The sequence below is a fragment of the Solwaraspora sp. WMMD1047 genome (genome assembly GCF_029626155.1).
Taxonomy (GTDB): Bacteria; Actinomycetota; Actinomycetes; order Mycobacteriales; family Micromonosporaceae; genus WMMD1047.
In genome coordinates this window covers 821,088-847,013 of the sequence record NZ_JARUBL010000001.1, presented here as the reverse complement: position 1 = coordinate 847,013, position 25,926 = coordinate 821,088, and the positions used below count along the sequence as shown (strand labels likewise).

The 25,926-nt window shown below is 72.8% G+C and carries 23 protein-coding genes and 1 riboswitch; of the genes, 7 read left to right on the top strand and 16 right to left on the bottom strand.

The features are described 5' to 3' along the window. Positions 1 to 351: 351 nt before the first annotated feature. The 3 genes from O7627_RS04015 to O7627_RS04005 all read left to right on the top strand — a co-directional run bounded on the left by O7627_RS04015 (position 352) and on the right by O7627_RS04005 (position 5,781). Complete coding sequence (locus O7627_RS04015) at positions 352 to 1,539, top strand: ABC transporter substrate-binding protein (protein ID WP_278092143.1); 1,188 nt, start codon at positions 352 to 354, stop codon at positions 1,537 to 1,539. 421 nt (positions 1,540 to 1,960) lie between these two features. After that, on the top strand, positions 1,961 to 2,746 hold the full coding sequence (locus tag O7627_RS04010; protein WP_278092142.1) for an ABC transporter ATP-binding protein: 786 nt from the start codon (positions 1,961 to 1,963) through the stop codon (positions 2,744 to 2,746). 86 nt (positions 2,747 to 2,832) lie between these two features. Then, complete coding sequence (locus tag O7627_RS04005) at positions 2,833 to 5,781, top strand: hypothetical protein (RefSeq protein WP_278092141.1); 2,949 nt, start codon at positions 2,833 to 2,835, stop codon at positions 5,779 to 5,781. A gap of 121 nt (positions 5,782 to 5,902) precedes the next feature. On the opposite strand, the gene thiC is transcribed toward O7627_RS04005, so the two are convergent. From thiC to O7627_RS03965, 8 genes are all read right to left on the bottom strand, one after another. Continuing rightward, a complete protein-coding gene (gene thiC / locus O7627_RS04000) occupies positions 5,903 to 7,486 on the bottom strand; it encodes a phosphomethylpyrimidine synthase ThiC (RefSeq protein WP_278092140.1) in 1,584 nt (527 codons plus the stop codon). After that, positions 7,486 to 8,304, bottom strand: coding sequence for a bifunctional hydroxymethylpyrimidine kinase/phosphomethylpyrimidine kinase (gene thiD, locus O7627_RS03995; protein ID WP_278092139.1), 819 nt, complete (start codon positions 8,302 to 8,304; stop codon positions 7,486 to 7,488). Before thiD ends, thiC begins: the two co-directional genes overlap by 1 nt. After that, entirely contained in the window at positions 8,301 to 9,071 is a 771-nt protein-coding gene (locus O7627_RS03990; protein WP_278092138.1) for a thiamine phosphate synthase, read from the bottom strand. Before O7627_RS03990 ends, thiD begins: the two co-directional genes overlap by 4 nt. Next, complete coding sequence (locus O7627_RS03985; protein ID WP_278098145.1) at positions 9,068 to 9,766, bottom strand: thiazole synthase; 699 nt, start codon at positions 9,764 to 9,766, stop codon at positions 9,068 to 9,070. Before O7627_RS03985 ends, O7627_RS03990 begins: the two co-directional genes overlap by 4 nt. Positions 9,767 to 9,909: 143 nt before the next feature. Then, entirely contained in the window at positions 9,910 to 10,110 is a 201-nt protein-coding gene (gene thiS / locus O7627_RS03980) for a sulfur carrier protein ThiS (RefSeq protein ID WP_278092137.1), read from the bottom strand. Between the two features lie 53 nt (positions 10,111 to 10,163). After that, positions 10,164 to 11,324 carry a glycine oxidase ThiO gene (thiO, locus tag O7627_RS03975; protein ID WP_278092136.1) on the bottom strand — a complete coding sequence of 387 codons (1,161 nt, stop codon included), beginning with the start codon at positions 11,322 to 11,324 and terminating at the stop codon, positions 10,164 to 10,166. Further along, positions 11,318 to 11,944: a thiamine phosphate synthase gene (gene thiE, locus O7627_RS03970; protein ID WP_278092135.1), complete on the bottom strand. Its 627-nt coding sequence runs from the start codon at positions 11,942 to 11,944 to the stop codon at positions 11,318 to 11,320. Before thiE ends, thiO begins: the two co-directional genes overlap by 7 nt. Continuing rightward, a riboswitch (TPP riboswitch) is annotated at positions 11,939 to 12,050 on the bottom strand. (Overlaps the previous gene by 6 nt.) A gap of 65 nt (positions 12,051 to 12,115) precedes the next feature. Next, positions 12,116 to 13,060 (bottom strand): aldo/keto reductase, encoded by a 945-nt coding sequence (locus O7627_RS03965; protein ID WP_278098144.1) that lies wholly within the window; start codon positions 13,058 to 13,060, stop codon positions 12,116 to 12,118. A gap of 185 nt (positions 13,061 to 13,245) precedes the next feature. On the opposite strand from O7627_RS03965, the gene O7627_RS03960 reads away from it, so the two are divergent. Beyond that, positions 13,246 to 14,211, top strand: a complete 966-nt coding sequence (locus O7627_RS03960; protein WP_278092134.1) for a glycosyltransferase family 2 protein — start codon at positions 13,246 to 13,248, stop codon at positions 14,209 to 14,211. Between the two features lie 68 nt (positions 14,212 to 14,279). Continuing rightward, the gene (locus O7627_RS03955; RefSeq protein WP_278092133.1) at positions 14,280 to 15,836 is read left to right on the top strand and encodes a hypothetical protein; all 1,557 of its coding nucleotides are present in this window, start codon (positions 14,280 to 14,282) and stop codon (positions 15,834 to 15,836) included. 89 nt (positions 15,837 to 15,925) lie between these two features. Here the strand turns inward: O7627_RS03955 and O7627_RS03950 are convergent, their stop codons facing one another. Genes O7627_RS03950 through O7627_RS03925 form a run of 6 tightly spaced genes read right to left on the bottom strand, consistent with a single transcriptional unit; the run spans position 15,926 to position 21,624 of the window. Next, the gene (locus O7627_RS03950) at positions 15,926 to 16,675 is read right to left on the bottom strand and encodes a class I SAM-dependent methyltransferase (RefSeq protein WP_278092132.1); all 750 of its coding nucleotides are present in this window, start codon (positions 16,673 to 16,675) and stop codon (positions 15,926 to 15,928) included. Beyond that, a complete protein-coding gene (locus O7627_RS03945) occupies positions 16,672 to 17,865 on the bottom strand; it encodes a glycosyltransferase (RefSeq protein WP_278092131.1) in 1,194 nt (397 codons plus the stop codon). The genes O7627_RS03950 and O7627_RS03945 overlap by 4 nt, the downstream gene beginning before the upstream one ends. Before the next feature lie 30 nt (positions 17,866 to 17,895). Next, complete coding sequence (locus tag O7627_RS03940) at positions 17,896 to 18,897, bottom strand: lysylphosphatidylglycerol synthase domain-containing protein (protein ID WP_278092130.1); 1,002 nt, start codon at positions 18,895 to 18,897, stop codon at positions 17,896 to 17,898. Positions 18,898 to 18,924: 27 nt separating this feature from the next. Further along, positions 18,925 to 20,604 carry an ATP-binding cassette domain-containing protein gene (locus O7627_RS03935; RefSeq protein ID WP_278092129.1) on the bottom strand — a complete coding sequence of 560 codons (1,680 nt, stop codon included), beginning with the start codon at positions 20,602 to 20,604 and terminating at the stop codon, positions 18,925 to 18,927. A gap of 49 nt (positions 20,605 to 20,653) precedes the next feature. Next, a complete protein-coding gene (locus tag O7627_RS03930) occupies positions 20,654 to 20,842 on the bottom strand; it encodes a DUF397 domain-containing protein (protein ID WP_278092128.1) in 189 nt (62 codons plus the stop codon). Next, on the bottom strand, positions 20,839 to 21,624 hold the full coding sequence (locus O7627_RS03925; protein WP_278092127.1) for a DUF5753 domain-containing protein: 786 nt from the start codon (positions 21,622 to 21,624) through the stop codon (positions 20,839 to 20,841). Before O7627_RS03925 ends, O7627_RS03930 begins: the two co-directional genes overlap by 4 nt. Positions 21,625 to 22,199: 575 nt before the next feature. Here O7627_RS03925 and O7627_RS03920 point away from each other — a divergent pair. After that, positions 22,200 to 22,472: a hypothetical protein gene (locus tag O7627_RS03920; protein WP_278092126.1), complete on the top strand. Its 273-nt coding sequence runs from the start codon at positions 22,200 to 22,202 to the stop codon at positions 22,470 to 22,472. Positions 22,473 to 22,822: 350 nt separating this feature from the next. On the opposite strand, the gene O7627_RS03915 is transcribed toward O7627_RS03920, so the two are convergent. After that, complete coding sequence (locus tag O7627_RS03915; protein WP_278092125.1) at positions 22,823 to 23,446, bottom strand: methyltransferase; 624 nt, start codon at positions 23,444 to 23,446, stop codon at positions 22,823 to 22,825. Between the two features lie 794 nt (positions 23,447 to 24,240). Between O7627_RS03915 and O7627_RS03910 the strand changes: the two genes are divergently transcribed. Beyond that, positions 24,241 to 25,041 carry a hypothetical protein gene (locus tag O7627_RS03910; protein ID WP_278092124.1) on the top strand — a complete coding sequence of 267 codons (801 nt, stop codon included), beginning with the start codon at positions 24,241 to 24,243 and terminating at the stop codon, positions 25,039 to 25,041. Here O7627_RS03910 and truA read toward each other — a convergent pair. Then, complete coding sequence (gene truA, locus O7627_RS03905) at positions 25,025 to 25,900, bottom strand: tRNA pseudouridine(38-40) synthase TruA (RefSeq protein ID WP_278098143.1); 876 nt, start codon at positions 25,898 to 25,900, stop codon at positions 25,025 to 25,027. The genes O7627_RS03910 and truA overlap by 17 nt on opposite strands. Positions 25,901 to 25,926 lie beyond the last annotated feature (26 nt).

Here is a 25,926-nt window from a genome sequence, read left to right as displayed (position 1 = left end):
GGGCTCTTTGGGAAGCTGCCCAAGGAACCAATCTGTCCGGAATATCGGGCAATCACTTGCCGAACCCCGGAGATCGATAGTGGAACACGGCCCTGATCAGGGGAATTCTGGGGGGTGACCGAACGCGCCCGACCAGCTAAAGTTTCTCGATGCGTCACCTGATCAACATGTGGGATGGCGGCCCGTACGCCCCGCTTGACCGGAGGCGCCCACCGTTGGCAGGGTCTTGCCCGGGTTCGCGGCGTCCCGCGACCGCCCATCCTGACCGGACGCCACCGCTGGCTTGGCGACGATCCGGCCGCCGGACCGACCAGGCAGGTCCGCCCGGGGCCGCACATATGGAGGACTGAGTTGAGGCGCATCCGCTCCACAACCATCGGGGTACTCGCTTCGGCCCTGCTGGCGACGTCCCTCGCGGGCTGCCAGTTCGGCGACTCGGCGGACGGCGAGGCAGTGGCCGGCGAGATCGTCATCGCCGCTGACCTGGAACTCTCGGGTGCCCTGGCTCCGGTGGGCACCGCCTACCAGCGGGCGCTGGAGCTCAAGGCCGAGCAGATCAACCTCTCCGGGGTGCTCGGTGACCGCCGGGTCCGCCTCGACGTCAAGGACAACCGTTCGGACCCCAGCGAGTCCTCGCGCAACATCAGCGACTTCACCAGCAACCCGTCGGTGAGCGCGGTCATCATGGGCAGCTGCAACGAGTGCGCGATAAACGCGGCCAAGACGATCGACGAGCGCCGGGTTCCGGCCATCGCGCTGGCCCCGGCCAGCCAGGGCGCGACCCCGGCCGACCAGCGGCGCTACATGTTCAAGCTCGCACCGAACGCCGAGGACAGCGCCGCCGCGCTCGTCGCCGAGCTGCGCGATCTCAAGATCAAGCGCGTCGCGCTCCTGCACACCGACGACGCGTACGGCCTGGAGGGGGTGGCCGCGATGACCAGCCAGCTCGAGAAGGCGAACATCCAGCTCAGGCAGGTCGAGTCGGTGAAGGTCACGGACACCGATCTCGGGCAGGCCGTCGCCTCGGCGACGGAGATCCGGACCGATGCGCTGATCCTCTGGACCTCGGCCGAGCAGGCCATGTCCGCCGCGGAGAACGCCCGGGAGGCCGAGTACACCGGCCGGATCTACTTCGACGCGGCAGCCGCCGGGGACCTCTTCCTGGAGGGGGCCCGATCCTCCGACAACCTCCACCTGCTCTTCACCCAGACGATGGTCATCGACGACGTGATCGCCACCAACCCCGCCAAGGCCGCGCGGAAGCAGTGGTTCCGCGACTACACCGCCCGGTACGGCGGCTACTACGGGTTCTCCTCCTTCGCCGCGGACGCCCTTCAACTCCTCGTCAATGCCGCCACCGGTTCCGCCACCGTGGACGAGCCCACCAATCGCGACGGGCTCCGCGATCTATTGGAGACCTCTCAGATGGACGGCCTCTCCGGACCGATTCGCATGACGCCCGACAACCATTCCGGACTGATGCCGCAGGCGTTGACCATGCTGGTTTCGCGGGGCGGTCGGTGGCGGCTCGCGGGCTGACCGGCGTCGCAACCGGCCGGTCGGCGCGACACCGAGCGACAAAGACAGTGATAAATGTCACTTTATCGCCAGTGGCGCCTATCGGCCGGCCGGCGCCGAGCCGCGCACCGAACCACGTCGATGGCCGGCCCGTCCACCCCGGCCCGGCTCGGCTTTCCGGCTGGGCAGGGCCTCCAGGCAGGGCAGACAGGCGGCGACCGAGGCCGCGCCGACCGGCGCTCGGGCGTCCGCCGCAGGCGACCGGACAACGGTACGGGTGATTCGCGCGGCACCGGCACGGACGGCCCTCGCCTGCCGCCGGTCGGCGGGAAACAGGGACAGAACGCCAGAGAAGCCTCCGCCTGCTCAGGGGGTGACCCGGCGCCCGCTTCCGGATAGCCTGGCTCGGTCTGCAGGTCAGCGCGAACAGGGGGTCCGTTGGATGATCCGACTGTCTGGGGTGTCCCGCACCTTCACCGGGCGATCCGGCTCCGTCGAGGCGCTGCGCGGTATCGATCTACACGTCGGAGACGGCGAGTTCGTCGCGGTCGTGGGCCGCTCCGGTTGCGGAAAGTCCACCCTCCTGCGCCTCGTCGCCGGCCTGATGCAACCCACCAAGGGCGAGATCACCGTCGCGGGTGAGCGGGTCACCAAGGCCCGCCGGGACATCGCCATGCTGTTCCAGCGGCCGGCGCTGCTGCCGTGGCGGTCGGTCCTCGACAACGTCCTCCTACCCACCGAGATCTTCGGCTGGCCCAAGTCGAAGCACCGGCAGCGGGCCCGGCAGCTGCTGGAGATGGTCGGCCTCGACGGATTCGAGGAGCGGCTGCCACACGAGCTCTCCGGCGGCATGCAGCAGCGGGTGTCCCTGTGCCGCTCGCTGATCAGCGAGCCCCGGGTGATGCTCATGGACGAGCCGTTCTCCGCGCTGGACGCCCTCACCCGCGAGGAGCTGTCGGTGGAGCTGCAGCGCGTACACATGGAGAACTCCGCGACGATCGTCTTCGTCACCCACTCGATCGACGAGGCCGTGCTGCTCGCGGACCGGGTGGTGGTGCTCAGCCCGCGGCCCGGTCAGATCCGCCAGATCGTCGAGATCGACATCCCGCGCCCGCGCAGCCTCGGCCGCAACGCGCACGCCGAAGAGGTTGCCCGATGCAGCGCCGAACTGCACGAACTGCTGATGGAGCGGGAAGCTCCGGTACCCGCCGGGGGCGGCGGACACTAGCTTGGGCGACCCGCACCGGCCGGAGCCGGCGCGGTCGACCGCACGAAGGGTGGCGGGGGTCCGCACCGGGCCGTAACGTGCCCCGCATGGCCTTTCGGACCTTGGGCAGGGCGCTCGGGATCGCGCTCGGTGTCGGGGCGCTGGCCGGCGCGGCCCAGCTGGGCATCGCGTACGGGCTCGACATCCTGCGCTTCGGCCGGGACTTCGAGGCGGCCACCGTGAACGAGTGGCCCGCCCACCTCGCCTGGGTGGGCTGGTTCGCCATGGTGGCCGCGGTGACCGGCGCGCTGGTCGGGGAGCAGACCGCCCACCGGGGCGGCCACCGCCCGACCCTCGGTGGCCGGCTCGCGCTGGCCACCGCCGCCGGGCTGGGCGGCTCGGTGGTGGCGCCGCTGACAATGCTGCCGGCTCGGGCCGCCGAGGTCCCCGGCGTCGAGGCGGTCCCCATCGTCGGCCTGCTGGGCGGTCTCGGCGCGCTGATCGGAGTCCTCGCGGCGCTGGCCGCGCTCACCCTGCGGCCGGTCGTGTGGAACCTGGCGGCGGTCATCGGCGCGGTGTGGCTGCTGGCACTCATCTCGGTGCTCCCGTCGCTGGGTCCGGCCGACCCGCCGCCGATGGTCCGCCTCGGCGTACTCGACCCGGTCTGGATCGACGGCGGGGCCGCACAGCGACTTGCCGTGGTCACCATGGCTGCCCTGGCCCTGATCGCGGGCGCCGCCACCGGTGCCCTGGCCCGCTGGCTGGACCGGCCGAAGCCGGTGGTGGCCACCACCGGGCTCGCCGGGCCGCTGCTGCTGGCCCTCTCCTATCTACTGGCCGGCCCGGGCGATCCGGTCGACCGCTTCCAGGCCGCCCCGTACTGGGGCGCGTTGCTCGCGACCGCCACCGGGGCGCTCGGCTCGGTGCTCGCCGCCACCCTGCGCTGGCCGTCCCCGACGGCCGACCCCGGGTCCGGGTCGGCGACACCGGCCCCGGCCGACGCCCCCACCGAGCAGATCCCCCTGACCGAGCCCGGCGCCCGCGCCGAACCGGAGGCCCTACCCGACTCCGACTCGTCCTGGTCGGCCACCCCATCCGGATCGGGCACCGCATACGGGCCGGACACCTCGTACGGGCCGAGCACCTACGACTCGGACAGCTCGTACGGATCGGACACCTCGTACGGATCGGACACCGCGTACCGGTCGAGCGGCTCGGACGCCTCGGAAGGGTTCGGATCGGAGGGCAGGTCCTGGACCTCGGCCGAGCCCGGCCACGGGGCCGGCGGCAGATCCTCCGCCGTTCCCGGGCGCCCGGCCCCGGGCGGGTACGCCGCCTACCCGCCGGACAACTGGACGACCGCGTCGGCTACGCCCGACCCGGCTGCGCGCCCCGTCCCGACCACCGAGGACTTCTGGCCCTCCACCCCGGCACCCGTATCACCGGCACAGACACCGCAGGCACCGGCACCGGCACCGGCACCGGCACCGAGTGTGCGGGAGCGGGCCTGGAACGCCTTGAAGCCGCTTCGCCGTGCCAAGCGGCGCACCGATGCCGAACCACAGCCGGCACCGGATCCGAAGACCGAACCAGATTCGTCAGCCAAGCCCAGCCCGACCACCCCCGAGCCGTCCCTGCCCGAGTCCGACATCCGCAAGCCCGACACCAACCGGCCCGACACCAACCGGCCCGACACCAACCGGCCCGACACCAACCGGCTCGGAACCAGCCGGCCTGGGATCAGCCAGCCCGGGATCAGCCAGCCCGGGACCGGGCAGTCTGCCGGCACCAGCGAGGTCGATCGCACCTGGTCCACACCCGCCAGCGCCAGCGCCGGTGCCACCGGGACCGATACGGGACACAGCCGGTCCACCAGTGGCAGCCCGGCCGGATCGGAGCACACCCGGTCGACGAGGCACAGCCCGATCGGATCCGACCCAGCCGAATCCACCGCCGCCAAGCCCAGCCGAGGCAAGCCCACCCCGAGCGCAGCCAGCCCGGGCACAGCCACCCCGAGCACGCCCGCCCCCAGCTCAGCCAGCCCGGGCACAGCCAGCCCGGGCACAGCCAGCCCGGGCACAGCCAGCCCGAGCACGCCCGAGCCGGTGAAGTTCAACCGGTTCCGGCCCCGAGCGGTCAAGCCCGCACCGGTCACACCCAGCCCGACCCAGCCGGACCCGGTCGCACCTGCGCCGGTGGCACCGGCACCGGTCGCCCCGCTGCCGGTCACTCCCGGGCTGGCCCTGCCGGATTCGATCAAGCCCGGACCAGCCGCTCCAGGCACGCCCAGTTCTGGCACCACCCGGACGACCGACGACCAGGGCCACGACCGGCCCGCCCACAACAGTCCCGCCCACAACAGTCCCGCCTACGACAAGCCGGCCGACGACAAGCTCACCGACGATGGAACGGGTGATGCCAGAGAGTCCGGCGATAGAAGCAGAGGCGACAGGAATCCTGACGGCAGGCCCACCGGAACCAGGAACCCTGACCGAAAGTCCCGGGGCGACGGGAACCCAGAAAACAAGACCTCTGGCCGTAAGACCTCCGGCGCCAGGACCAGCAGCGGCAAGAACAGCACCAGCAGGGACACCGGATACCAGGACAGCAGGACCACCGGCGACCGGGACACCGACAGTCGGACCACCGCCAGCAAGCCCACCCGCAGTGAGGCCCCCGACAGCGAAACCAGCGGCAGTGGACCTACGGACAGCGGACCCACCGGCAGCGCTTCCACCGACGGTGGGGCCACCGACGACGCGGCGACCGGGAGCCGGTCGGGCGCGGACGGCGTACCGGAGTCGGATGGTCGTGGTGAACGGCCCCGGCGGCGACTCTTCCGCCGGAACCGGTCGGCCGACCAGGAGGCGGAGCCGAAGACGGCCGTTCCTCGTCAGCGCACGCCGGAGCGCGGCCAGGGTGCCATCCCGGCCAAGGACGAGGAGTACGTCGACTGGGTCACCGGGCTGGCCAAGCCGGCACCGCCGCAGAGCCGGCCGGTCAGCGACGAACCCCTGCGCTCACTGCGCTCCCCCGGCCGCCCCGAAAACTCCTGAGCAGCCACCCACCCGACCATGCCGGCGCACGGTGATCGTGGCGCACTCAGCCGTTCCAGAACCGCCATTTTCAACGGCTGAGTGCGCCACGATCTTGGAGAAAGAGGGGCAGCGGGGGTGGTCAGGCGAGGGGTAGGTAGACGCGGGCGCCTGACTCGACGAACTCGGCGGACTTGTCCCGCATACCGCGCTCCGCGTACTCCTTGAGTTCCTGGCTGATCTTCATGGAGCAGAACTTGGGGCCGCACATCGAGCAGAAGTGGGCGGTCTTGGCGGGGGCGGCGGGCAGGGTGGCGTCGTGGTAGGAGCGGGCGGTCTCCGGGTCCAGCGACAGGTTGAACTGGTCCTCCCAGCGGAACTCGAACCGGGCCTTGGAGAGCGCGTCGTCCCACGCCTGGGCACCGGGGTGCCCCTTGGCCAGGTCGGCGGCGTGCGCCGCGATCTTGTACGCGATGACCCCGGCCTTGACGTCGTCGCGGTCCGGCAGCCCCAGGTGCTCCTTCGGGGTGACGTAGCAGAGCATCGCGGTACCGAACATGCCGATCATGGCGGCGCCGATGGCCGAGGTGATGTGGTCGTACGCGGGCGCGATGTCGGTGGTCAGCGGGCCGAGGGTGTAGAACGGCGCCTCGTGGCACAGCTCCCGCTGCAGGTCCACGTTCTCCTTGATCTTGTGCATGGGCACGTGTCCCGGTCCCTCGATCATCACCTGCACGTCGTGCTCCCATGCCACCGAGGTCAGCTCGCCGAGGGTGCGCAGCTCGGCGAACTGGGCCTCGTCGTTCGCGTCGGCGATCGACCCCGGACGCAGGCCGTCGCCGAGGGAGAACGTGACGTCGTAGCGGGCCAGGATCTCGCACAGCTCGGCGAAGTTGGTGTAGAGGAAGTTCTCCTCGTGGTGGGCCAGGCACCAGGCGGCCATGATGGAGCCGCCCCGGGAGACGATCCCGGTGACCCGGTCCACCGCCAGCGGCACGTACGGCAGCAGCACCCCGGCGTGCACGGTCATGTAGTCGACGCCCTGTTCGGCCTGCTCGATGACGGTCTCCCGGAACACCTCCCAGGACAGCTTCGTCGGGTCCCCGTCGACCTTCTCCAGCGCCTGGTAGATCGGCACCGTCCCGATCGGCACCGCCGAGTTGCGGATGATCGCCTCCCGGGTCTCGTGGATGCGCCGCCCGGTGGAGAGGTCCATCACGGTGTCCGCGCCCCAGCGGGTGGCCCAGGTCAGCTTCTCCACCTCCTCGGCGATCGAGGAGGTCACCGCCGAGGTGCCGATGTTGGCGTTGACCTTCACCAGGAACCGGCTGCCGATGATCATCGGCTCGGTTTCGGGGTGGTTGACGTTGGCGGGCAGCACCGCCCGGCCGGCGGCGATCTCGTCGCGTACCAGCTCGGCCGGGAGCCCTTCGCGGACCGCCACGAACTCCATCTCGGGGGTGATCATTCCGGCCCGGGCGTAACCGAGCTGGGTCGGCCGGCGACCGGCCAGCGGGGTCCCGGCGCCGCGCACCGGCGCGACATCGCCGCGTTCGGCGATCCAGGCACCGCGCAGCGGCGGCAGCCCCACCTCCGGGTCGGACCCCGGACCGGAGGTGTCGTAGAGCCGGACCGGCGGGTTGTCACCGGCCAGCCGGACCTCCGCGAAGGGCACCCGGACGTCGGGACGCGTCCCTTCGACGTACACCTTGCGACGAGCCTCCATCAGCAACCTCCTGGGTTTCGGTCCGACCACCCGAAGTGGTCGAGCGGGCCATGGCCGGTGCCCAACCGCCAGCCGCTGCCACCGGCGAGCGCGCGACCGACGTACTCCTTCGCCGCCCGCACGGCCGCCGGCACGTCGTCGCCGAGCGCGAGCCGGGCGGCGATCGCGGCCGACAGCGAGCAGCCGGTGCCGTGGGTGTTGCGGGTGGCGATCCACGGACCCCGCAGCAGGATGCTCCGGGTCCCGGTCCAGAACGCGTCGACGGCCTCACCGGGGGTGGTCCCGTCGGCCCCCGCGTCGCCGCCGGTGACCAGCACGAACCTCGGTCCGCCCGCGGCCAGGTCGCGGGCGGCGGCGGCCATCTCGTCGGGGGTGTCCACCGGGCGTCCGAGGAGCGCCGCGGCCTCCGCGCGGTTCGGCGTCGAGATCAGCGCGTACGGCAGCAGCCGCTGCACCGCCGTGGCCGCGCCGAGCCGGTGTCCGCTGGTGGAGACGAGTACCGGGTCGACGACCAGCGCCGGCAGCTGCCCGGCCCGGACGCGGGCGGCGACGGCCGTGGCGATCCGCTGTGAGCCGAGCATGCCGGTCTTGGCCGCCCGGACCGGAAGGTCGTCCAGGACGGTGTCGAGCTGCCCGGCGACCATGGTGGACGGGACCGCGTGCACACCGGTGACGGCCCGGGTGTTCTGCGCGGTGACGGCGGTGATGACCGAGGTGCCGTAGACGCCGAGCGCGGCGAAGACCTTCAGGTCGGCCTGGATCCCGGCGCCGCCGCCGGAGTCGGAGCCGGCGATGGTGAGCGCGACCGCCGGGGTCACCGGTCCCCCTCCCCACCCTGGCCACCCACCGACCGCCCGGCCGCCAACGGGCTGGCCGCTGCCAGACCGGCCGCCAACGGGCTGGCCGCTGCCAGACCGGCCGCCAACGGGCTGGCCGCTGCCGGTCGACGCCGCCGGCTGGGGCGGGCCTGGTCGGCAGCGGCCAGCAGGGTACGGGCGAGTCCGCCGGGGTCGTCGGCGCGCATCAGCGCACCCATCACCGCCACCCCGGCCGCCCCGGCGGCGACGCAGGCGGCGACCCGCTCGGGCGTCTCGACGCCGCCCAGCGCGAGCACCGGCACCCGGCTGCGCCCGCTCAGTTCGGCCAGCCCGGCCGGGCCGAGTGCCGGACCGTAGCCCGGCTTCGACCGGCTGGCGAAGACCGGTGACAGCGTCACGTAGTCCTCGGTGGTGACCCGGGCCAGCTCCGTCGCGTCGTGGCAGGACCGCCCGACGAGCAGGCCGCCTCCCAGACCAGGCTGGCCGGCCAGAGCCGGCGGGCCGCCCAGGGCCGGTGCCGGCAGGTGTACGGCGGTGCCGCCCAACGGGTCGGGGCCGGCCACGATCAGCCGGCCGCCGACCGGATCGAGGATCGTCCGTAGCCGGTCGGCGAGGGCCCGCCGCCGGTCACCCGGCAGGTCGCGTTCCCGCAGCAGCACCCACCGGACACCGGCCCGCACCACCGCCGCGACCTGCGATGTCAGCGACCGGCGGGCCTGGCTCCGGTCGGTGACCAGCAGCAACCCGGTCGGCACCGGCCCGGTCACAGGTCCGGCCGCCCGTCGTCCGGGGTGGAGGCGAGCGCGTGGAAGCGGCGCGGGATGCGCCCGGCCCGCGCCGCCAGCCGGCCCGCCTCGACCGCGTACCGCATCGCGGTGGCCATCCGGGCCGGCTCGGTGGCCCGGGTCACGGCGCTGGCCAGCAGCACCCCGTCGCAGCCGAGCTCCATCGCCAGCGCCGCGTCCGAGGCGGTGCCGATCCCGGCGTCCAGGATCACCGGCACCGACACGCTCTGCCGGAGCAGCCGGATCTGGTGTGGATTGTTGATGCCGAGGCCGGATCCGATCGGCGCGCCGGCCGGCATCACGGCCGCGCAGCCGAGGTCGGCCAGTCGCCGGGCGAGCACCGGGTCGTCGGTCGTGTACGGCAGCACGGTGAACCCGTCGGCGACCAGCTCCTCGGCGGCCCGGACCAGCTCGACGGCGTCCGGCAGCAGGGTGCGCTCGTCGCCGATCACCTCCAGCTTGATCCAGTCCGTCTCGAAGGCGTCCCGGGCCAGCCGGGCCACCTTCACCGCCTCGGTCGCCGTGTAGCAGCCGGCGGTGTTGGGCAGCAGCTTCACCCCGCACCGGTCCAGCACGTCCAGCAGCCCGCCGGGGGTGCCGGCCGAGTCCACCCGGCGCAGGGCGACGGTCACCAGCGCCGCACCGGAGGCGCGGATCGAGTCCTCGATGGCCCGCATGCTCGACGCGCCGCCGGTGCCGAGGATCAGCCGGGAGCCCAGCACCTCGCCGCCGAGCAGGAACGGATCGTCAGCCCCGGGGGCGTCGGCTGCCGCGACGGCGGGACCGCTGTCGGCGGCCGGCGTGGGTGTCGACATCGACCTCACCCGCCCTGCGCCGCGGTCAGCACCTCGACCCGGTCGCCGTCGCGCAGCGCCGTCGCCGGCCATCCGGCCCGCGGGACCACCTCACCGTTGACTGCCACCGCGACGCCGCGGACCTGCGCGGTCACCTCGACGACCAGCTCCGCCACCGTCAGCGCGCCGGGCAACCGGCGTTGTTCACCGTTCACGATCAGCTCCACCACCGCTCCCTCCGTCGGTCGGTCCGGTCCGCGTGGCCGCGCGGCCGGTCAGCTCAGGGTCGGGTGAACCGGTCGGGCGCGAACGGCGCCAGTGCCGGATCCGGTACGCCGGTGGCCACCAGGTCGGCGACCAGCTCCGCGGTCACCGGGGTGAGCAGGACCCCGTGCCGGTGGTGACCGGTCGCCACCACCAGGGCGGCGGCCCCCTCGGGCCGGTCGGGCAGCGCACCGATGATCGGGGCGTTGTCCGGCGTACCCGGTCGCAGCCCGGCGCCCGCCTCGACCAGGTCGTACTCGGCGAGCTCCGGCAGCAGGTCGGTGGCGGCGCGGAGCAGACCCAGCACTCCGCCCGCGGTGACCGCCTGGTCGGACCGTTCCTCGACGGTGGCGCCGACCACCACCTCACCGTCCCGCCTCGGCACCAGGTAGACCGACCGGCCGTCGGCGTACCCCCGGATCACGTGCCGGAAGCCCGGCGCGGCGCCATCGGGCGCCCGGAGCCGGAGGATCTGGCCCTTCACCGGCCGGACCGGCAGCCCGGTCAGCTGGCCCGCCGCGTACCCGGCCGCCACCACCACCGTGCCGGCGTCCAGGCTCGCCAGGTCCGTCACCGGGGCCGGCACGAACCCGACCCCGGCGGACTCGGCGGCGGCCCGCAGCGCGGCCGACAGCCGGCGGGGGTCGACCTGGTGGTCGTCGGGCGCGTAGCCGCCGCCGGCCAGCCGCGGCGCCAGCAGCGGCTCGCGGTCCCGCAGCTCCGCCGGCGTCTGCCGGGTGATCGGCAGTCCCAACTCCCGCTGGTACGCGACCAGCCGCCGCGCCTCGGCGATGTCGTCGGCGGTGAGCGCCACCACGAGCGTGCCGTCGGTCCGGTAGCCGATGTCCTGCCCGGTGCGGGCGGACAGCTCCTCGGCGAACGCGGGCCACCGGGCGGCCGAGTCGAGCATCAGCCGGGTCAGTTCGGCCTCGCCGAAGTGCGACTCGGCGACCGGCGAGAGCATCCCGGCAGCGACCGCCACCGCGCCGGAGCCGGGCGCCGGGTCGTGCACGGTCACCCGCAGCCCCCGGGCCGCGCACCGCCAGGCGGTCGCCAGCCCGATCGGCCCGCCACCGACCACCAGCACATCCGGCCGGCCAACCGACCCCGCCCCAGGCCCGGTCGCAGACCCCGGCGCACGCCCGGACCCCGGCGCAGGTCCCGGGCCGGTCAGCATTGCAGTGCTTTCAGCAGGTCGGCGACCGCGGCCGCCGGGTCGGCGGCGGCGGAGACCGCGCTGATCACCGCGACGCCGTGGGCGCCGGCCGCGGTCAGGGCGGGCACCGTGGCCAGGGTGACCCCGCCGATGGCGACCACCGGGAGGTCGACCGTGCCGGCGACCCGCCGGACGCCGTCCGGCCCGATCGGCGGGGGCAGTCCCGACTTGGTGTCGGTGGCGAAGCAGGGGCCGACGCCGACGTAGTCCGCGCCGGCCGACGCGGCGGCGACGGCGTCGGCGGGGGTGCGGGCGGTGGCACCGAGCACCGCCTCCGGGCCGAGGACCCGACGGGCCACCGCGACCGGCAGGTCGTCGGCCCCGACGTGGCCGCCGGCCGCGCCGGCCGCGAGCGCGACGTGCAGCCGGTCGTTGACCAGGCACCGGGTGCCGGTGCCGGCGAACAGGGCGACGACCCGGGTGGTCAGCGCGTATGCCTGCCGGTCGGTGGCGGTGTCCGGGACCCGGACCTGGATGACGAGGTCCGGGCCGGCGAGTGGGCGGACGGCGCGGAGCAGGGTGAGCGGATCGTGGCCCGGCCGGCCGTCGGTGATCAGGTGCAGTCGTCCCAGAGTTGGCACGGTGGCACTCCTCCCTGCGCCGGCATTACCCGGATCAGGTTCGACGGTCGGAGGCCGTGTCAGCCTCCCTCTCAGCCCGGTGCGCCGGGCTCCCGTGGGTTACTCGTACCGCCGAGGGTACGGGGCGGGTCACGGTTCCGTAAAGGGCCGCGCCCGCTGGCGTCCCTCGGGTCAGAGGATGGTCCGCAGCTCGGCCAGGTCCGCCGGGGTCGGCTGCCAGCGGCCGGCGGCCGCGTTCGCCCGGACCTGCTCCGGGGTGGTCGCACCGGCGATCACGGAGGTCACGGCCGGCTGGGCGGCGAGCCCGCCGATCGCCACGTCCAGCATGCTGAGCTCCCGCTCGGCGGCGTACTTCCGCAGCGCCTCGATGGTGTCCCAGGGCGCGGCGGCGAGCCGTTCGGCGTACCGTCCGCCGCCGGCCAGCCGGCTGCCGGCCGGCGGCGTCTCGCCCCGCCGGTACTTCCCGGTGAGCAGGCCGTTGGCGAGCGGGAAGAACGGCAGCAGGCCGAGCCCGAACCGCTCACAGGCCGGCACCACCTCGGCCTCGACGTCTCGTTGCAGCAGGCTGTAGTGGTTCTGGGCGCTGATGAACGGGGTACGCCCGGTGGTCCGGGCCCGCCAGTCGGCGTCGGCGATCTGCCAGCCGGCGAAGTTCGAGTTGCCCAGGTAGCGGACCTTGCCGGCCCGGACCAGGTCGTCCAGCGCGGCCAGCGTCTCCTCGATCGGGGTGCCCGGGTCGGGCTGGTGGAACTGATAGAGGTCGATGTGGTCGGTGCCGAGCCGGCGCAGGGACGCCTCGACCGCCCGGGCGATGTACCGGCGGGATCCGCGGGCGCCGTGGTCCGGGCCGTTCATCCCGGACATGTCCATGCCGAACTTGGTCGCCACCACCACGTCGTCCCGGCGGCCCCGCAGGGCCACGCCCAACTGCTCCTCGGAGCCGCCGTGCGGCTCGCCGTAGATGTCGGCGGTGTCGAAGAAGTTGATCCCGGCGTCCAGGGCCGCGTCGACGACCGCGGTGGTGCCGTCCTGGTCGAGCTTGCGGCCGAAGTTGTTGCAGCCGATTCCCACCACTGACACCACGAGTCCCGAATCGCCCAGCCGGCGATAGATCATCTCAGTCACCGGTTTACCCTATGCCGGCACCGCGCCGGCCGGCGCTGCAACCGGGCGTCAGAAGCGGGCGCGCGAGGCGGGCGGCGGGATGTCGGAGACGACACGAGACTGCTATATGGTGGGCACGATTCCGGCGGCTCCTTACGTTACCCCAATCCGCCGGCTACTCCAGGAGTGTGGGTGAAATGACAGTGACAGGCCATGTCGACGGACCCGGCGCTGCGGTGGCGACGGTACCGGCCCAGGCCTCCAGGGACGACGACGCGCGCTTGGACGTGACGGTCGTGCTGCCCTGCTACAACGAGCAGGATCACCTCCTGAAGGAGATCGAACGGATCTCCGAGTCGATGGACCGCAGCGGCTACCGCTACGAGCTGCTCGCCATCGACGACAAGTCCACCGACAACACCCTGCAGATCCTGCAGGAGGCGTCGCTGCGCTTCCCGCACCTGCGGGTGCTCCCGTTCGCCCGCAACGGTGGTTCGGGCACGGCCCGCCGGATCGGCACCCAGCAGGCCCGCGGCGAGATCGTGGTGTGGACCGACGCGGACATGACCTACCCGAACGAGCGGATCCCCGAGTTCGTGCAGCTGCTGGAGAAGGACCAGTCCATCGACCAGGTGGTCGGGGCCCGGACCAGCGAGCAGGGTACGCACAAGATGCTGCGGGTGCCGGCGAAGTGGCTGATCCGCAAGATCGCCGAGCGGCTGGCCGGGACCAAGATCCCCGACCTGAACTCCGGTCTGCGGGCGTTCCGCCGCGAGGTGTCGCTGCCGTACCTGCGGCTGCTGCCCCCCGGATTCTCCTGCGTCACCACGATCACGATGGCGTTCCTGCACAACCAGCACACCGTGCAGTACGTGCCGATCACCTACTCGAAGCGCTCCGGCTCCTCGAAGTTCCATTTCGTCTCGGACGCCTACCGCTACATCCTGCAGGTGCTGCGGATGGTGATGTACTTCAACCCGCTCAAGGTGCTGATGCCGCTCGCCCTCTGGCTGCTGGCCATCGGCGGCGGCAAGGTGATCTACGACGTGATCGCCAACCCGGTGCGGATCGCCACCAACACCATCATGATCGTGATGACCGGCCTGATGATCGGCGCGGTCGCGCTGCTCGCAGACCTCATCGTGCGCTCCCGGGCCGACTAGCACCCGCTCCTTACGGATCGCGCTCCAACCCGGTACGACCTGCCTGGAACTAGCCAGAGAGATCGCCCATGAGCGGCCAGCTTTCCTCTGCACCGGACACCCGGCACACGCCCGACGCGGACTCCGCGTCGGGCGTGGCCCCGGTCGACCCGAACCCGGACGCGGCCGGCACGGGGAACGGCCCGGACCGCGCCGACCGCTGGGGATGGCTGTCGGTCGGCGCGATCACGGCCGTGATCGCGGTGAGCTGGCTGCCGCTGATCACCGCCCCGTTCGGCGACAACCACCTCGGCCGGATCATCGGGCGGTACGCCCTGCACCTGCGCAACCTGCAGGAAGACGGGCTGGTCGGTTCGTCGTTCAGCGCCGACTGGCTGCCGTACGCCTCGGCGTCGTACGCGCACCACCCGCCGCTGCTCAACGCGCTCACCGCCCTGTTCGGGCTGTTGCCCGGCGACAGCGAGGCCGAGGTGTGGCTCGCGCCGTACCTGTTGGCGCTGCTGGTCATCCCCGCCGCCGCCGCGCTGCTGCGGGGCTTCGGGATCAGCTGGACCAGCACCCTGTTGTCGATCGGGCTGACCGTGGCGACCACCTTCTTCTGGGTGTACAGCCCGTTGATGTTCGACCTCGGCCCGATCCTGGCGCTCTCGGCCGCCGTGGTGCACCTGCGGCGCCGGCCGGATCCGCCCCGCTGGCTGGTGCTGTCGGCCTGCGCGGCGGCCCTGCTCGCCTGCCTGGTCTCCTGGCCGGGCATCGCCCTGTCGGCGGTGCTCGGGCTGTGGCTGTTCGCGGCCCGCAGGCTGGACCGGGTGACGGTGGCGGTCGGCGCCTCGATGGTGCTCGGGGTGGCGCTCAGCCTCACCTTCGTCGTCGGCATCAGCGGCATCAGCAACCTCAGCAACCAGACCGACACCCGGACGGCGGGTGGCGACTACACGGCACTGGAGTTCCTCCGCCGGCAGTGGCAGTACGCCGACCTGATGCTGCCCAAGTGGTACCTGTTGCTGCTGCCGATCGGGGTGGTGATGGGGTTGCTGGTCCGGCGCACCCGGTTCTACGTCGCGGTGGCGACGGCCTTCACGCTGGGCTGGATGCTGGTGCTCAACAACGGGGCGTTCATCCACTCGTACTGGTCCTACCCGGCGCTGATCCTGGGGCTGGTCGGCATCGGCGTTCTGCTGGACTGGGCCGCCGCCCGGGTGCCGACCGCGTTGACCGCCCGGTCGGTCGCGGCCGGGGTGCTGCTTGTCGCGTACCTCGCCTTCCTGATCTTCGGGCCGACGGAGCGCAAGCACGTCGCCGAGCCGATCGACGCGGGTCGGCTGGTCGCCGAGCACGGCCCGGCCAGCGGCCAGCGCTCCGCCTGGACCGTCGGCGGCGGCCTGAGTACGCCCCGCTGGCTGGCCTACTACTGGGACCTGACGCCGCGGGCGCTCAACGAGGAGCTGGTGCTGGGCACCGATCCGGCGGCGGTGCACCAGCCCCGCCCGGAGGATCTGGTCCTGATGAACATGAACCGCAAGCCGGAGTGGCTACCCGAGTCGATCAAGCAGCAGGCGGTCGCCGAGGAGGGCTACTACGGACTGTTCCGGGTGGCCGACCTGCGGGCCGCCGCCCAGGGTTGATCCGGCCACCCACACAGAACCGCGCCCGCCCGTACCGGAGATCCTCCGGCCCGGGCGGGCGCGTCGTCGTTTCGGTCCGGCCCGGTCGATCAGGCCGTCGGGCGGGCGGCCAGGGCGACCAGGCCCGGCCCGCGGCTGGGGCGCATCCGCTGCAGCGCGACGAACGGCGAGACCGCAAGCTTGATCATGCCGCCGGCCAGCGCCCCGGTCGGCTGCAGGATCCGGCCGGAACCGGAGGTGCGCTCCTCGGCGGTCTCGGCCGCGCCGTCCTCCCGCTTGCCGGCCATCTTGTCCCGGACCGAGTCGAGCAGGTAGCCGAGCGGCCAGCCGTAGTGCACCAGGCGCGGCTCGGCGGTGCCCGCCTCGACCAGCCGTTCCCGCAGCTGCTCGGCCGAGTAGCGCCGGTAGTGCCCGACCAGGGTGTCCCAGGCGTTGAACCGCTCCGGGTCGGACGGCACCGACAGCAGCAGGTGACCGCCGGGCTTGACCAGCGGCAGCCAGTCGGCCAGCGCGGCGGCGTCGTCGGCGATGTGCTCCAGCACCTCGAACGCGCAGACCAGGTCGTACTGGGTGCCGGTCGGGACCTTGTTGTGGTCGCCGTGGATGACCGTGCCGCCGACCGACTCGATCCGCTGGCGGGCCGTCTCGAAGCTGCCGTCGTCCGGTTCCACGGCCGTGTAGCCGCCCGGGGCGAGTTGCGCCAGCCGCATCCCGAAGCCGCCCATGCCGCAGCCGAGTTCGAGGATGCTGTGCGGGCGGATCTCCGCCACGGTCCGGCGGACCACGTTCCAGCGCAGCGCCGCCCTGGGGGCGAGCGGCGGATCGGACTGCTTGCTCATCGGGCTGAGGTCCTCGCTTCCGGCGATACGGAGGGTTCTGCGCCTGGGGGCGGCGCGGTCGGTGGTGCGGCGGCGGCCGCCGGGGATGACGCGGCCAGCCGGTCGCGGACCGGGGCGACCACGGTGGCGGGCGCGAACCGTTCGGCGGCCCGGGCCGCCGCGGCGGTCTTGAGCTGGGCCAGCCGGGCCGGGTCCGCGGCCAGTTCACGCAGGGCGTCCGCCAGCGCGTCGGCGTCCCCGGGGGGTACGAAGAGCGCCGCGTCGCCGAGCAGCTGGCGCTGCGGCGGGGTGTCCGAGGTGACGATCGCGCAGCCGGCGGCGGCTCCCTGGAAGACCTTCGTCGGCACCACGTTGCGCGCCTTGGCGGTGGTGCCGAAGATCCCGAGCGACACGTCGTGGCCGGCGACCAGGGCGGGCAGCTCCCCGCCGGTCACCCAGTCGATCCAGGTGATCCGGGGGTTCGCGGCGGCCAGCGTCCGGCATCCCGCGTGGTCCTGCCCGGTGCCGACCATGGTGATCTCGATCCGCTCGTCGCCGGTCAGCTGGGCCAGCGCCGCGCCGAGGGTGGTCGTACCGTGCAGCGGGGTGAAGAGCCCCACGAAGATCACCCGGAGTGGGCCGTCGGCGCGTTCGCCGGCGGACCGGGCGGCGGCGTACCATTCGGCGCCGGCGCCGACCGGCGCGATCACTCCCCGGTCGGCGGCGTTGGCGGGCAGCGCGGCCAGGTGCTCGGCGGTGTCCACCACGATGAGGTCGGCGCTGCGCAGTGCCCCGTCGTCGATGGCCCGCATCAACCTGCCCTTGATTCCGCCGCCGTCGGCCAGGCCGCGGTCCCGCGCGGTGCCGGCGGCGGAGATCAGATGATCGAGCACGATCGGGGTGCGCCGGAACAGTCGCCGGGCCAGCCGGACGTCGAAGTGCCCGAGGTAGCCGACCAGGACGGCGTCCACCGGCTCGTCCCGTCGCCGCCGCGCCTGGCGGATCAGCGAGGTCCAGCAGGCCGCCAGCTTCCAGGCCAGCACCGGCAGCCGCCAGGGCTGCTTGAGCATGGCGACCCGGGCCGCGGTGTCCAAGGGCAGCGGGGCGTTGACCTCGACGACGTCGTCACCGCTGTCCCGAAGACCTTCGATGAGTACGCCGACGCGGGGGTGCCGCCGAACGTCATAGGTGCCAAAAGCCAGCCAGCGCACCGCAGCACTGTAGCGCAGCGTAGAACCGCGTCAGGCTGAGGCGGGGGTCTGCGAGGTCTCTGCCGTGGCGGCGGGATCGGGATGGTTTGCCGGTTCCTCGGCGGTGTCGGCCGCGCGGCGTTGGCGGCGGCGTTCGGCGAGCACGGCGACCGCCGGCCAGACCAGGTCGGCGACGGTCATCAGCAGCCGGGACACCACCACCGCGACGAGCGCGGCGGGCTCGCTGACGGTGGCGCCGAGCAGCACGGTCAGCGCCGCCTCCCGGGGGCCGAGCCCGGCCGGCGCGACCGAGAGCAGGAACCCGATCGCCCACGACCCGGCGAACGCCCCGATCGACCGCAGCAACAGGTCTCCGCCACTCCCCCCGAGATCCAAAAGCAAGGCCCACAGGTGTACGCCGTAGCAGAGCCAGGTCGCCACCGCCCAGCCGACCGACCGCCCGATCCCGCCCAGGGTCAGCGGTCGGGGCATCGGCTCGCGTCGGGCCAGCTTCATCGCGTACCCGAGGGCGCGGTTGAGCACCGGCGGCCAGAGCGCGACGGCGGCCAGCGGCAGCGCCAGCAGGACCCACCAGTACTGGTCGAGGGCCCGGCCGCCGAGCACCGGCAGTGTGACGGCGGTCAGCAGCAGCCCGGTGCCGAGGGTGATCGCCATGGTCAGCAGCACGGCGGCGGCCGACGACCGCCCCGGCACCTGGTAAGCCTTGCCGAGCCGGGCCTGGGTGACGATCGGCCACACCTTGCCGGGCAGGTACTTGCCGAGCTGCCCGACGAAGAAGATCTTCATCCCGCCCCGGACCGGCACCTGGCTGCCGAAGTCGGCCAGGATCGCCCGCCAGCTCAGGAAGCTGCACCAGATCGCGGCGAGCGCGGCCACCCCCGACAGCGCCAGCGCCGGGACGGACAGGTCGCCGATGACCCCGGTGACCTCCGACCAGCGGCCGGCCACGGACCAGACGATGAAGCCGACGAACGCGGCGGTGATGACGATCTCGGCGACCCGGCGGACGATCGACTTGGCGGACTTGGACACGCCACGCACCCTACTCGGCGACCATCCTCAGCCGACGTCCCAGACCGGTTCCGGGGTCTCGACCACCTCGCCGTCGCCGCGGAACAGGACGAACCGGCCGAACGACCGGGTGAACCAGCGGTCGTGGGTGACCGCGATCACCGTGCCCTGGAAGGCGTGCAGCCCCTGTTCGAGGGCTTCGGCCGAGGCCAGGTCGAGGTTGTCGGTGGGCTCGTCGAGCAGCAGCAGGGTGGCGCCGGAGAGTTCCAGCAGCAGCACCAGGAACCGGGCCTGCTGCCCGCCGGAGAGGGTGCCGAACCGCTGGTCGCCCTGGCCGGCCAGCTCGTACCGGTTGAGCACCTTCATGGCCGCGTGCCGGTCCATCCCGGCCCGGTGGTCGTCGCCCCGCCAGAGCACGTCGACGAGGGTCTTGTCCATCAGTTCGGGCCGGTCGTGGGTCTGTGAGAAGTGGCCGGGCCGGACCCGGGCGCCGAGCCGGGCGGTGCCACCGTGCTTCACCGGGGCGAGCGCGGCCAGCCCGTCGACCGGCAGCTCGGCCGGGTCGGGGTCGGTGCCGCCCCGGGCCAGCAGCCGCAGAAAGTGCGACTTGCCGGTGCCGTTGGCGCCGAGCACCGCCACCCGGTCGCCGTACCAGATCTCCAGGTCGAACGGGAACGTCAGGTTCTCCAGCTCCAGTCCTTCGCAGATCACCGCCCGTTTGCCGGTCCGGCCGCCGTCGAGCCGCATCCGGATGTCCTGGTCGGGCGGCGGCACCGGCGGCGGCCCGGCCTCCTCGAACTTGCGCAGTCGGGTCTGCGCGGCCTGGTAGCGGGAGGCCATCCCCGAGTTGTACGCCGCCTTCTGCTTGTACATCAGCATCAGCTCGCGCAGTTTCTGGTGCTCCTCGTCCCAGCGGCGCCGCTGCTCGTCGAGCCGGTCGTGCCGGGCCACCCGGGCCGCGTGCCAGCTGGCGAATCCGCCCGGGTGCACCCAGGCGCCGCCGCCCTCGACGGTCACCACCCGGTCGGCGGTCTGGGCCAGCAGCTCACGGTCGTGCGAGACGTAGAGGACGGACTTCACCGATTCGCGCAGCCGCCCCTCCAGCCACCGTTTGCCGGGCACGTCGAGGAAGTTGTCGGGTTCGTCGAGCAGCAGCACCTCGTCGCTGCCGCGCAGCAGCAACTCCAGGGCGAACCGTTTCTGCTGCCCGCCGGAGAGGGTGCGCACCGGCCGTTCCCGGCTGGTCTCCCAGGGCAGGTCGAGCACGATCGTCGAGACGGTGTCGAAGAGGACCTCCGCCTCGTACCCGCCGGCTTCACCCCAGGCGGCGAGCGCGTCCGCGTACGCCAGTTGGGCCTTGCCGGCGGCGGTGCTGAACTTGCCACGGGCCTCGACCGCCCGCAGCGCCGTCTCCGCCCGGGCGAGTCGTTCACCGGCGGCCCGCACCGGCGGCGGCGCCAGCGAGAGTACGAGGTCGGCAAGCGTCGACTCGTCGCCGATCATCCCGATGAACTGGCGCATCACGCCGAGGCCGCCGGAGCGGGCGATCCCGCCGACCTTGGTGGGCAGGTCCCCGGCGACCATCCGCAGCAGCGTCGTCTTGCCGGCCCCGTTCGGCCCGACCAGGGCGATCTTCTTGCCCTCGCCGACCCGGAACGAGACGTCGGCGAAGAGCTGCCGCCCGTCCGGCAGGGTGTACCCCACCCCGGCCACGTCCACGTATCCCACGCCGGCATCCTCCCCGACCGACGCCGCCGCTGAACAGCCGATTTCGCCGTTACCGGGTCCTGGCGAGGTCGACGAAGGCCCGCCAGGCAGCCGGCTCGAAGGTCAGCGTGCCACCGTCCCGGTCCTTCGAGTCGCGAATCAGCACCCGCCCCGGCACATTGTCGGCAACCTCGACACAACTGTTGCCGCCGTTCTGGCTCCGGCTCGACTTGCGGAACCTCGGTAAATCGACGGTCATAGCTCGTCCACCAGCTTCAGAATGAGGTCTCGGGACAGGTCGCGCGGCAGCGCGACCGCTCTCACAGCGTCCCACTTGCGGTTCAGGCTGGCAACGCTCTTCGGATCCACGACCGCCCGGCCTTGGAGCTGATCGTCCACATAGCCGACATCGTCCCCATCGTGGAAGCTGGCCAACGCGAATGCGCCAGCCTGTCCGAGGTAGAGCCCGGTGCCGTCTGGCACCACCTGCACAGAGACCCGCAGTTGATCGCTCAGCTTGGCGATGTGTTGCAACTGCTCGCGCATCACTTCGGACGGTCCCCTGAGCAGCGCGTTCTGGTCGATGACGAACATGCACAGCGGCGGGCGGTCGCGGTGCAGCACGGCGACCTGGCGGCCCATCCGAATAGCGAGCCACTCTTCGATCTCCACGTCGTCGAGCAGCGCGCTGGCCAGAAGATGGCGGGCGTAGTGCTCGGTTTGGAGTAGGCCGGGAACTACGGCGAATTCGACCGAGCGCAGGGCGGTGGCCCGCTTCTCGTAGTCGAGCCAGGGCAGCAGCCAGACCGGGGTCGGATCGTCCTTGACGCATTCCAGGTAGTAGTCGACGAGATCGGTGCCGAACTCCCGGTCGACGGCCTCCAGGTAGTCCGGCAGCGCCGGACGTTTCCCCAGCTCGACCGCGCTGACGTGCTGGCCCGTGTAGTGGAGCCGGGAACCCCATTCGTCCTGGGTCAGCCGGAGCCGTTCCCGGCGGCGGCGCAACTGACGGGCCAGGTACTCCGACGGCGACATGGCCATGGTTTCGCGTCCTCCCGTTCTCACCAACCATTCACCAAACTCCGGACGGCAATCATTCACTTACGCTGAGCAGCCAACCGGACTGCCGAACATCTTCCACCCGCCGGCCTCCACAGTCCAGGGTGGATTGCAGCGCGATGCCCGGGAGGTATCCCATCCGTGCGGTTCCATCGGCATCCCGGGCGTCGCGCGCCAACCGCCCGCCGGGGAATTCCCGATCTGGCCGGGGCCCCGGCGGGCCCTCAATCCCGGTGTCCGGGGCGTGATCCAAGGGGTGGTCCGCGCCCCGGGCACCGGCCGACCCAGGACAGGCGGCCCGACATGCGCAGACGCCCGAAGCCGGTTCCCTACGCTCCCCGCCACTGCCGCGACTGGCGCCGACTCTGGCGCTACTGCCGGTGCGGCCTGCGGTGGCCCTGCCCCGACACCCTGCCCACCATCCCGATGCCCTACCCACCCATCCTCTACCGACACGAGTCGAATCAAGCTCGTCCGATGAACCGGGGGCCGCGTTATCCGGATCGGATTCACGGATCAACCGAGCCGGCGGCCAGCAATCGGGTCCGGGTCCGGCCGTGGAAACGCTGAGCCACCAGCCGAGGCGGCCGCTCTGGCTCTGCCGCGACTGCTCGGCCGACTGGCCCTGCGGGCCTGCCCGCCTCGCCCTACTTCGCGAGCATGCGGACGACCTGACCTGGCTGCGGGTCTACCTGGCCGGCCTGATGCATGAGGCGCTCCGCGACCTGATCAGGCTGAACCCGCACACCCCGCCCGCCCCTGCGGAGATCTGGTCCCGCTTCCTCGCCTGGGCCGCCCCACCCACCGCCCACCACCCAGAACACATATAACCAAGCGGCAATATACAACCGAGTCATAATTATGCCTCTGAGTCATATCGAAAAAGGGCTTTGTGTCTTCCAGATGGTCCCGAAGGGCTGAGACGGCCTAGGCGGCAGTGGCAGGCGACCCGCCGTGAGCCAAGTCAGACCACACTGGGCCGGCAAACCAGACCGGGCCACACCGGGCCAGGCAAACCAGACCGGGCCGGGCCGGGCAGACCGGGCCGGGCCGGGCCGATACGGGCCGGGCCGGGCCGATACGGGCCGGGCCGATACGGGCCGGGCCGATACGGGCCGGGCCGAGACGGGCCGGGCTGAAGGCCGGCGCCCGCAGAGCCGGTGCCGGCGGAACCGGTCGCCTAGGCGGTGGCCCGGGGGGCGGCCGTCACCCGCAGGACCCGGTAGCCCTTCTGGCTGGCATGGCGCTCGACCTGCCAGCCGGACTCGGTCAGCCACCGCTGCAGCGAGTCGCCGCCTAGGTGGCGGGCCACCACCAGCCAGCCGACCCCGTCGGGGGCGAGCCGAGCCAACCAGCGCCCCAGCATCTCGTGCAGCTCGGCCTTGCCGATCCGGATCGGCGGGTTGGACCAGATCTGCGCGAACGTCATCTCCGCCGGCACCTCGTCGGGCGCCGCCACCCGGATCCGGTCGGCCGCCCCCACCCGGGTCGCGTTCTCCTCGGTCAGTTCCCGGGCGCGGGCATTGACGTCGACCGCCCACACGTTCGCGGTCGGGGCGACGGTGGCCAGCACGCAGGCGATCGGCCCGTACCCGCAGCCCAGATCCAGCAGCGGGCCGGCGCTGGCCGGGCCGGGCAGCTCCGCCTTGCGCAGTAGGACGGCGGTGCCGGCGTCCAGCCGGTCCGACGAGAAGACCCCGGCCGCCGACGCGAGCGAGAATTCCCGGCCGGCGACGGTGAATGCGACGTCCCGACGATGGCCGGCGCTGCCGGGCTGGACGCTGAAGTAGTGGTCACCGGTCACGCCTGGCATTGTCGCCCACGCCCGACGGCCGGCCGCCAGCCGGACCCGACAGTCGCGGTTGGAGGATCTTGTACTAACTCGGCATGGTGAACGGGTAATTATCCGCAATGTCCGTTAGCCTCACCGCCATGGGGTATGTGGAGCCTCCCGGACCACCACCGACCCCGCGCGCCGTCATCCCGGTCGGCGACGCTCCCACCCGACGCCGCCACAACCCCAGACCGGGGTACGACGAACCAGCCGGACCGGCACGCCGCTCCCGCAACTCCGGCCGGCACGCCGCACCCGATCTACCCGTCCTACCTCCCCGGCCTACCCAACTCGCCCCGCCCACTCCCGCCACCACAGCCAGCGCTACCCACGCCAACCTCCCCACCCACGCCCACCGCAGCCCTCACGCCGACCGCACTCCCCGGGCCGACCGCACCGACTTGGACGCAGACCGAACCTCCCGCGCCAACCGCGACGCAGACTGCGCCAAGCGCCGCAATCGCGCCACCCGACCCCGCCGAACCGCCCGGGTCGACCGCACGGCCCGCACAGGACATACCTCCAGGACCGTCGGGGACGACTCAGCCGGCAGGGAAGGCACCACCCGCGCGGAGCGCCGCGGCCGGGTGCGGTGGATCGGGTGGGGGTTGCTTGGGCGTAACGCCGGGCTCCCGTGGCTACGGGCCGGTCGGCTCCGGCTGCCGACCGGTGCCCGCTGGCGCTCGGCGGGTCGGCGACGGCGTCGCCCGGCGACTCCCCGGTGGCCGGAAGCTCCCCGTCGCCCGGCGGCTCTCCGGTGGCCGGTGCCGCAGGTCGGTGCCTGGGGCAGGGCGGTGTGGAGTTGGCGGCCGCTGCGCCTGCAGTCCTGGCAGTGGCTGGTGGGGGCGTTCGGCACCGTGACCCTGCTCGCCGTCTGCGGGCTCAGCTCCTTCTTCATCCTGGTCGACGAGCGACGCGGCCAGGGGGCGACGGCGACCGAGGTGGCGCCCACCCCGACCGCGCTGCCGCGCGACATCAGCTCCCGGCTCGTCGATCCACTACCGCTCACCCCGGCGGAGGTGTTCCCCGAGCCGCAGATCACCATCAACTCCGGCGAGGCGCCCTATCGGGTGCTCAAGACGCAGGAATCCCCCGACTGCCGGACGGCCGCCGCCGGCGAACTCGGCCGGCTCCTGCACGGGTTGGGCTGTGACCAGGTGGTACGCGGCACCCTGCGGTCTCCCAACGATGCGTACCTGGTCACCGCCGGCATTTTCAACCTGGCCGACGCGGACGGGGCGGACCGGGCGCACCGGGAGATCAAGTCGATGATGCCGGACGGGCGGGGCAGGTTCCAGGGGATGGCCGCCGGCGCCGGCACCGAACCGGTGGTGCTCGCCTCCGCCCAGGTCGGCTGGCATGTCCGGGGGCACTTCCTGGCGTACTGCGTGATCGCCCGGGCCGACGGCGGTGAGATCGCGGCCGACGACCCGTTCGCCCGGCAGATCCTCTACGACATGGTCGAGCTACACCTGCGGAACGGGATCCTCGGCCGGCGGGCCATCGTGGCGGTGGACGATCCTGCCGTGATGACCGCCGCTCCGGCGGTCAGGACGACGAGCTGACCCGCAACCGGCGGGTCAGCTCGGCCCGCCGGGCGAACTCGGCCGGGTCGGCCGGATAGCCCACCTCCACCAGGGTCAGCCCGTGGGCCGGCGCCACCGTCACCGCGCTCGACCGTTCCCGCAGCGACAACAGCCCCGCCGGCCAGTCCGCCGGCCGGCGCCCGTCACCGACAAACAGCATCGCGCCGACCAGACTGCGCACCATCGCCTGGCAGAACGCATCGGCCTGCACGGTCGCCACCAGCACCCCACCGCCGGTCCTCGCCGGATCTCCGTCGTCAGACAGGCGGCGCCAGTCCAGGCGGGTGATCGCCCGCAGGGTGGTGGCGTTCTCCTTGCGGCGGCAGAACGCGGCGAAGTCGTGCTCTCCGACCAGTCCGGCCGCGGCCGCGTTGAGCGCGGCCAGGTCCAGCGGCCGGGGCCAGGCCAGGGTGTCGTGCCGGCGCAACGGATCGGCGCCGTACGGGGCATCGGTGACCCGGTATTCGTACCGGCGGAACGTCGCCGAGAACCGGGCGTCGAACTCCGGCGGGACCGGCGTCGCCGCGCGGACCCGCACGTCCGGCGGCAGCACCCCGGCCAGCCGGCGAATCAGGCTGCCGGCCAGCTCCGCCCAACCGTCCGCGGCCAGCTCGACGTGGCAGACCTGGCCGGTGGCGTGCACCCCGGCGTCGGTTCTGCCGGCGACGGTGAGGCCGGTCGCCCCGGCCGGGCCGAACAACCGGGCCAGCCCCTCGGCCAGCACCCCGGCCACGGTACGGCGACCGGGCTGCACGGCCCACCCGGAGAAGGCGCTGCCGTCGTACCCCAGATCGAGTTTGACCCGGACGGTCGGCCGCGCCGCCTCCCGCTGCTGCACGTGGTCCTCCCGGATGCGGGTCGGGC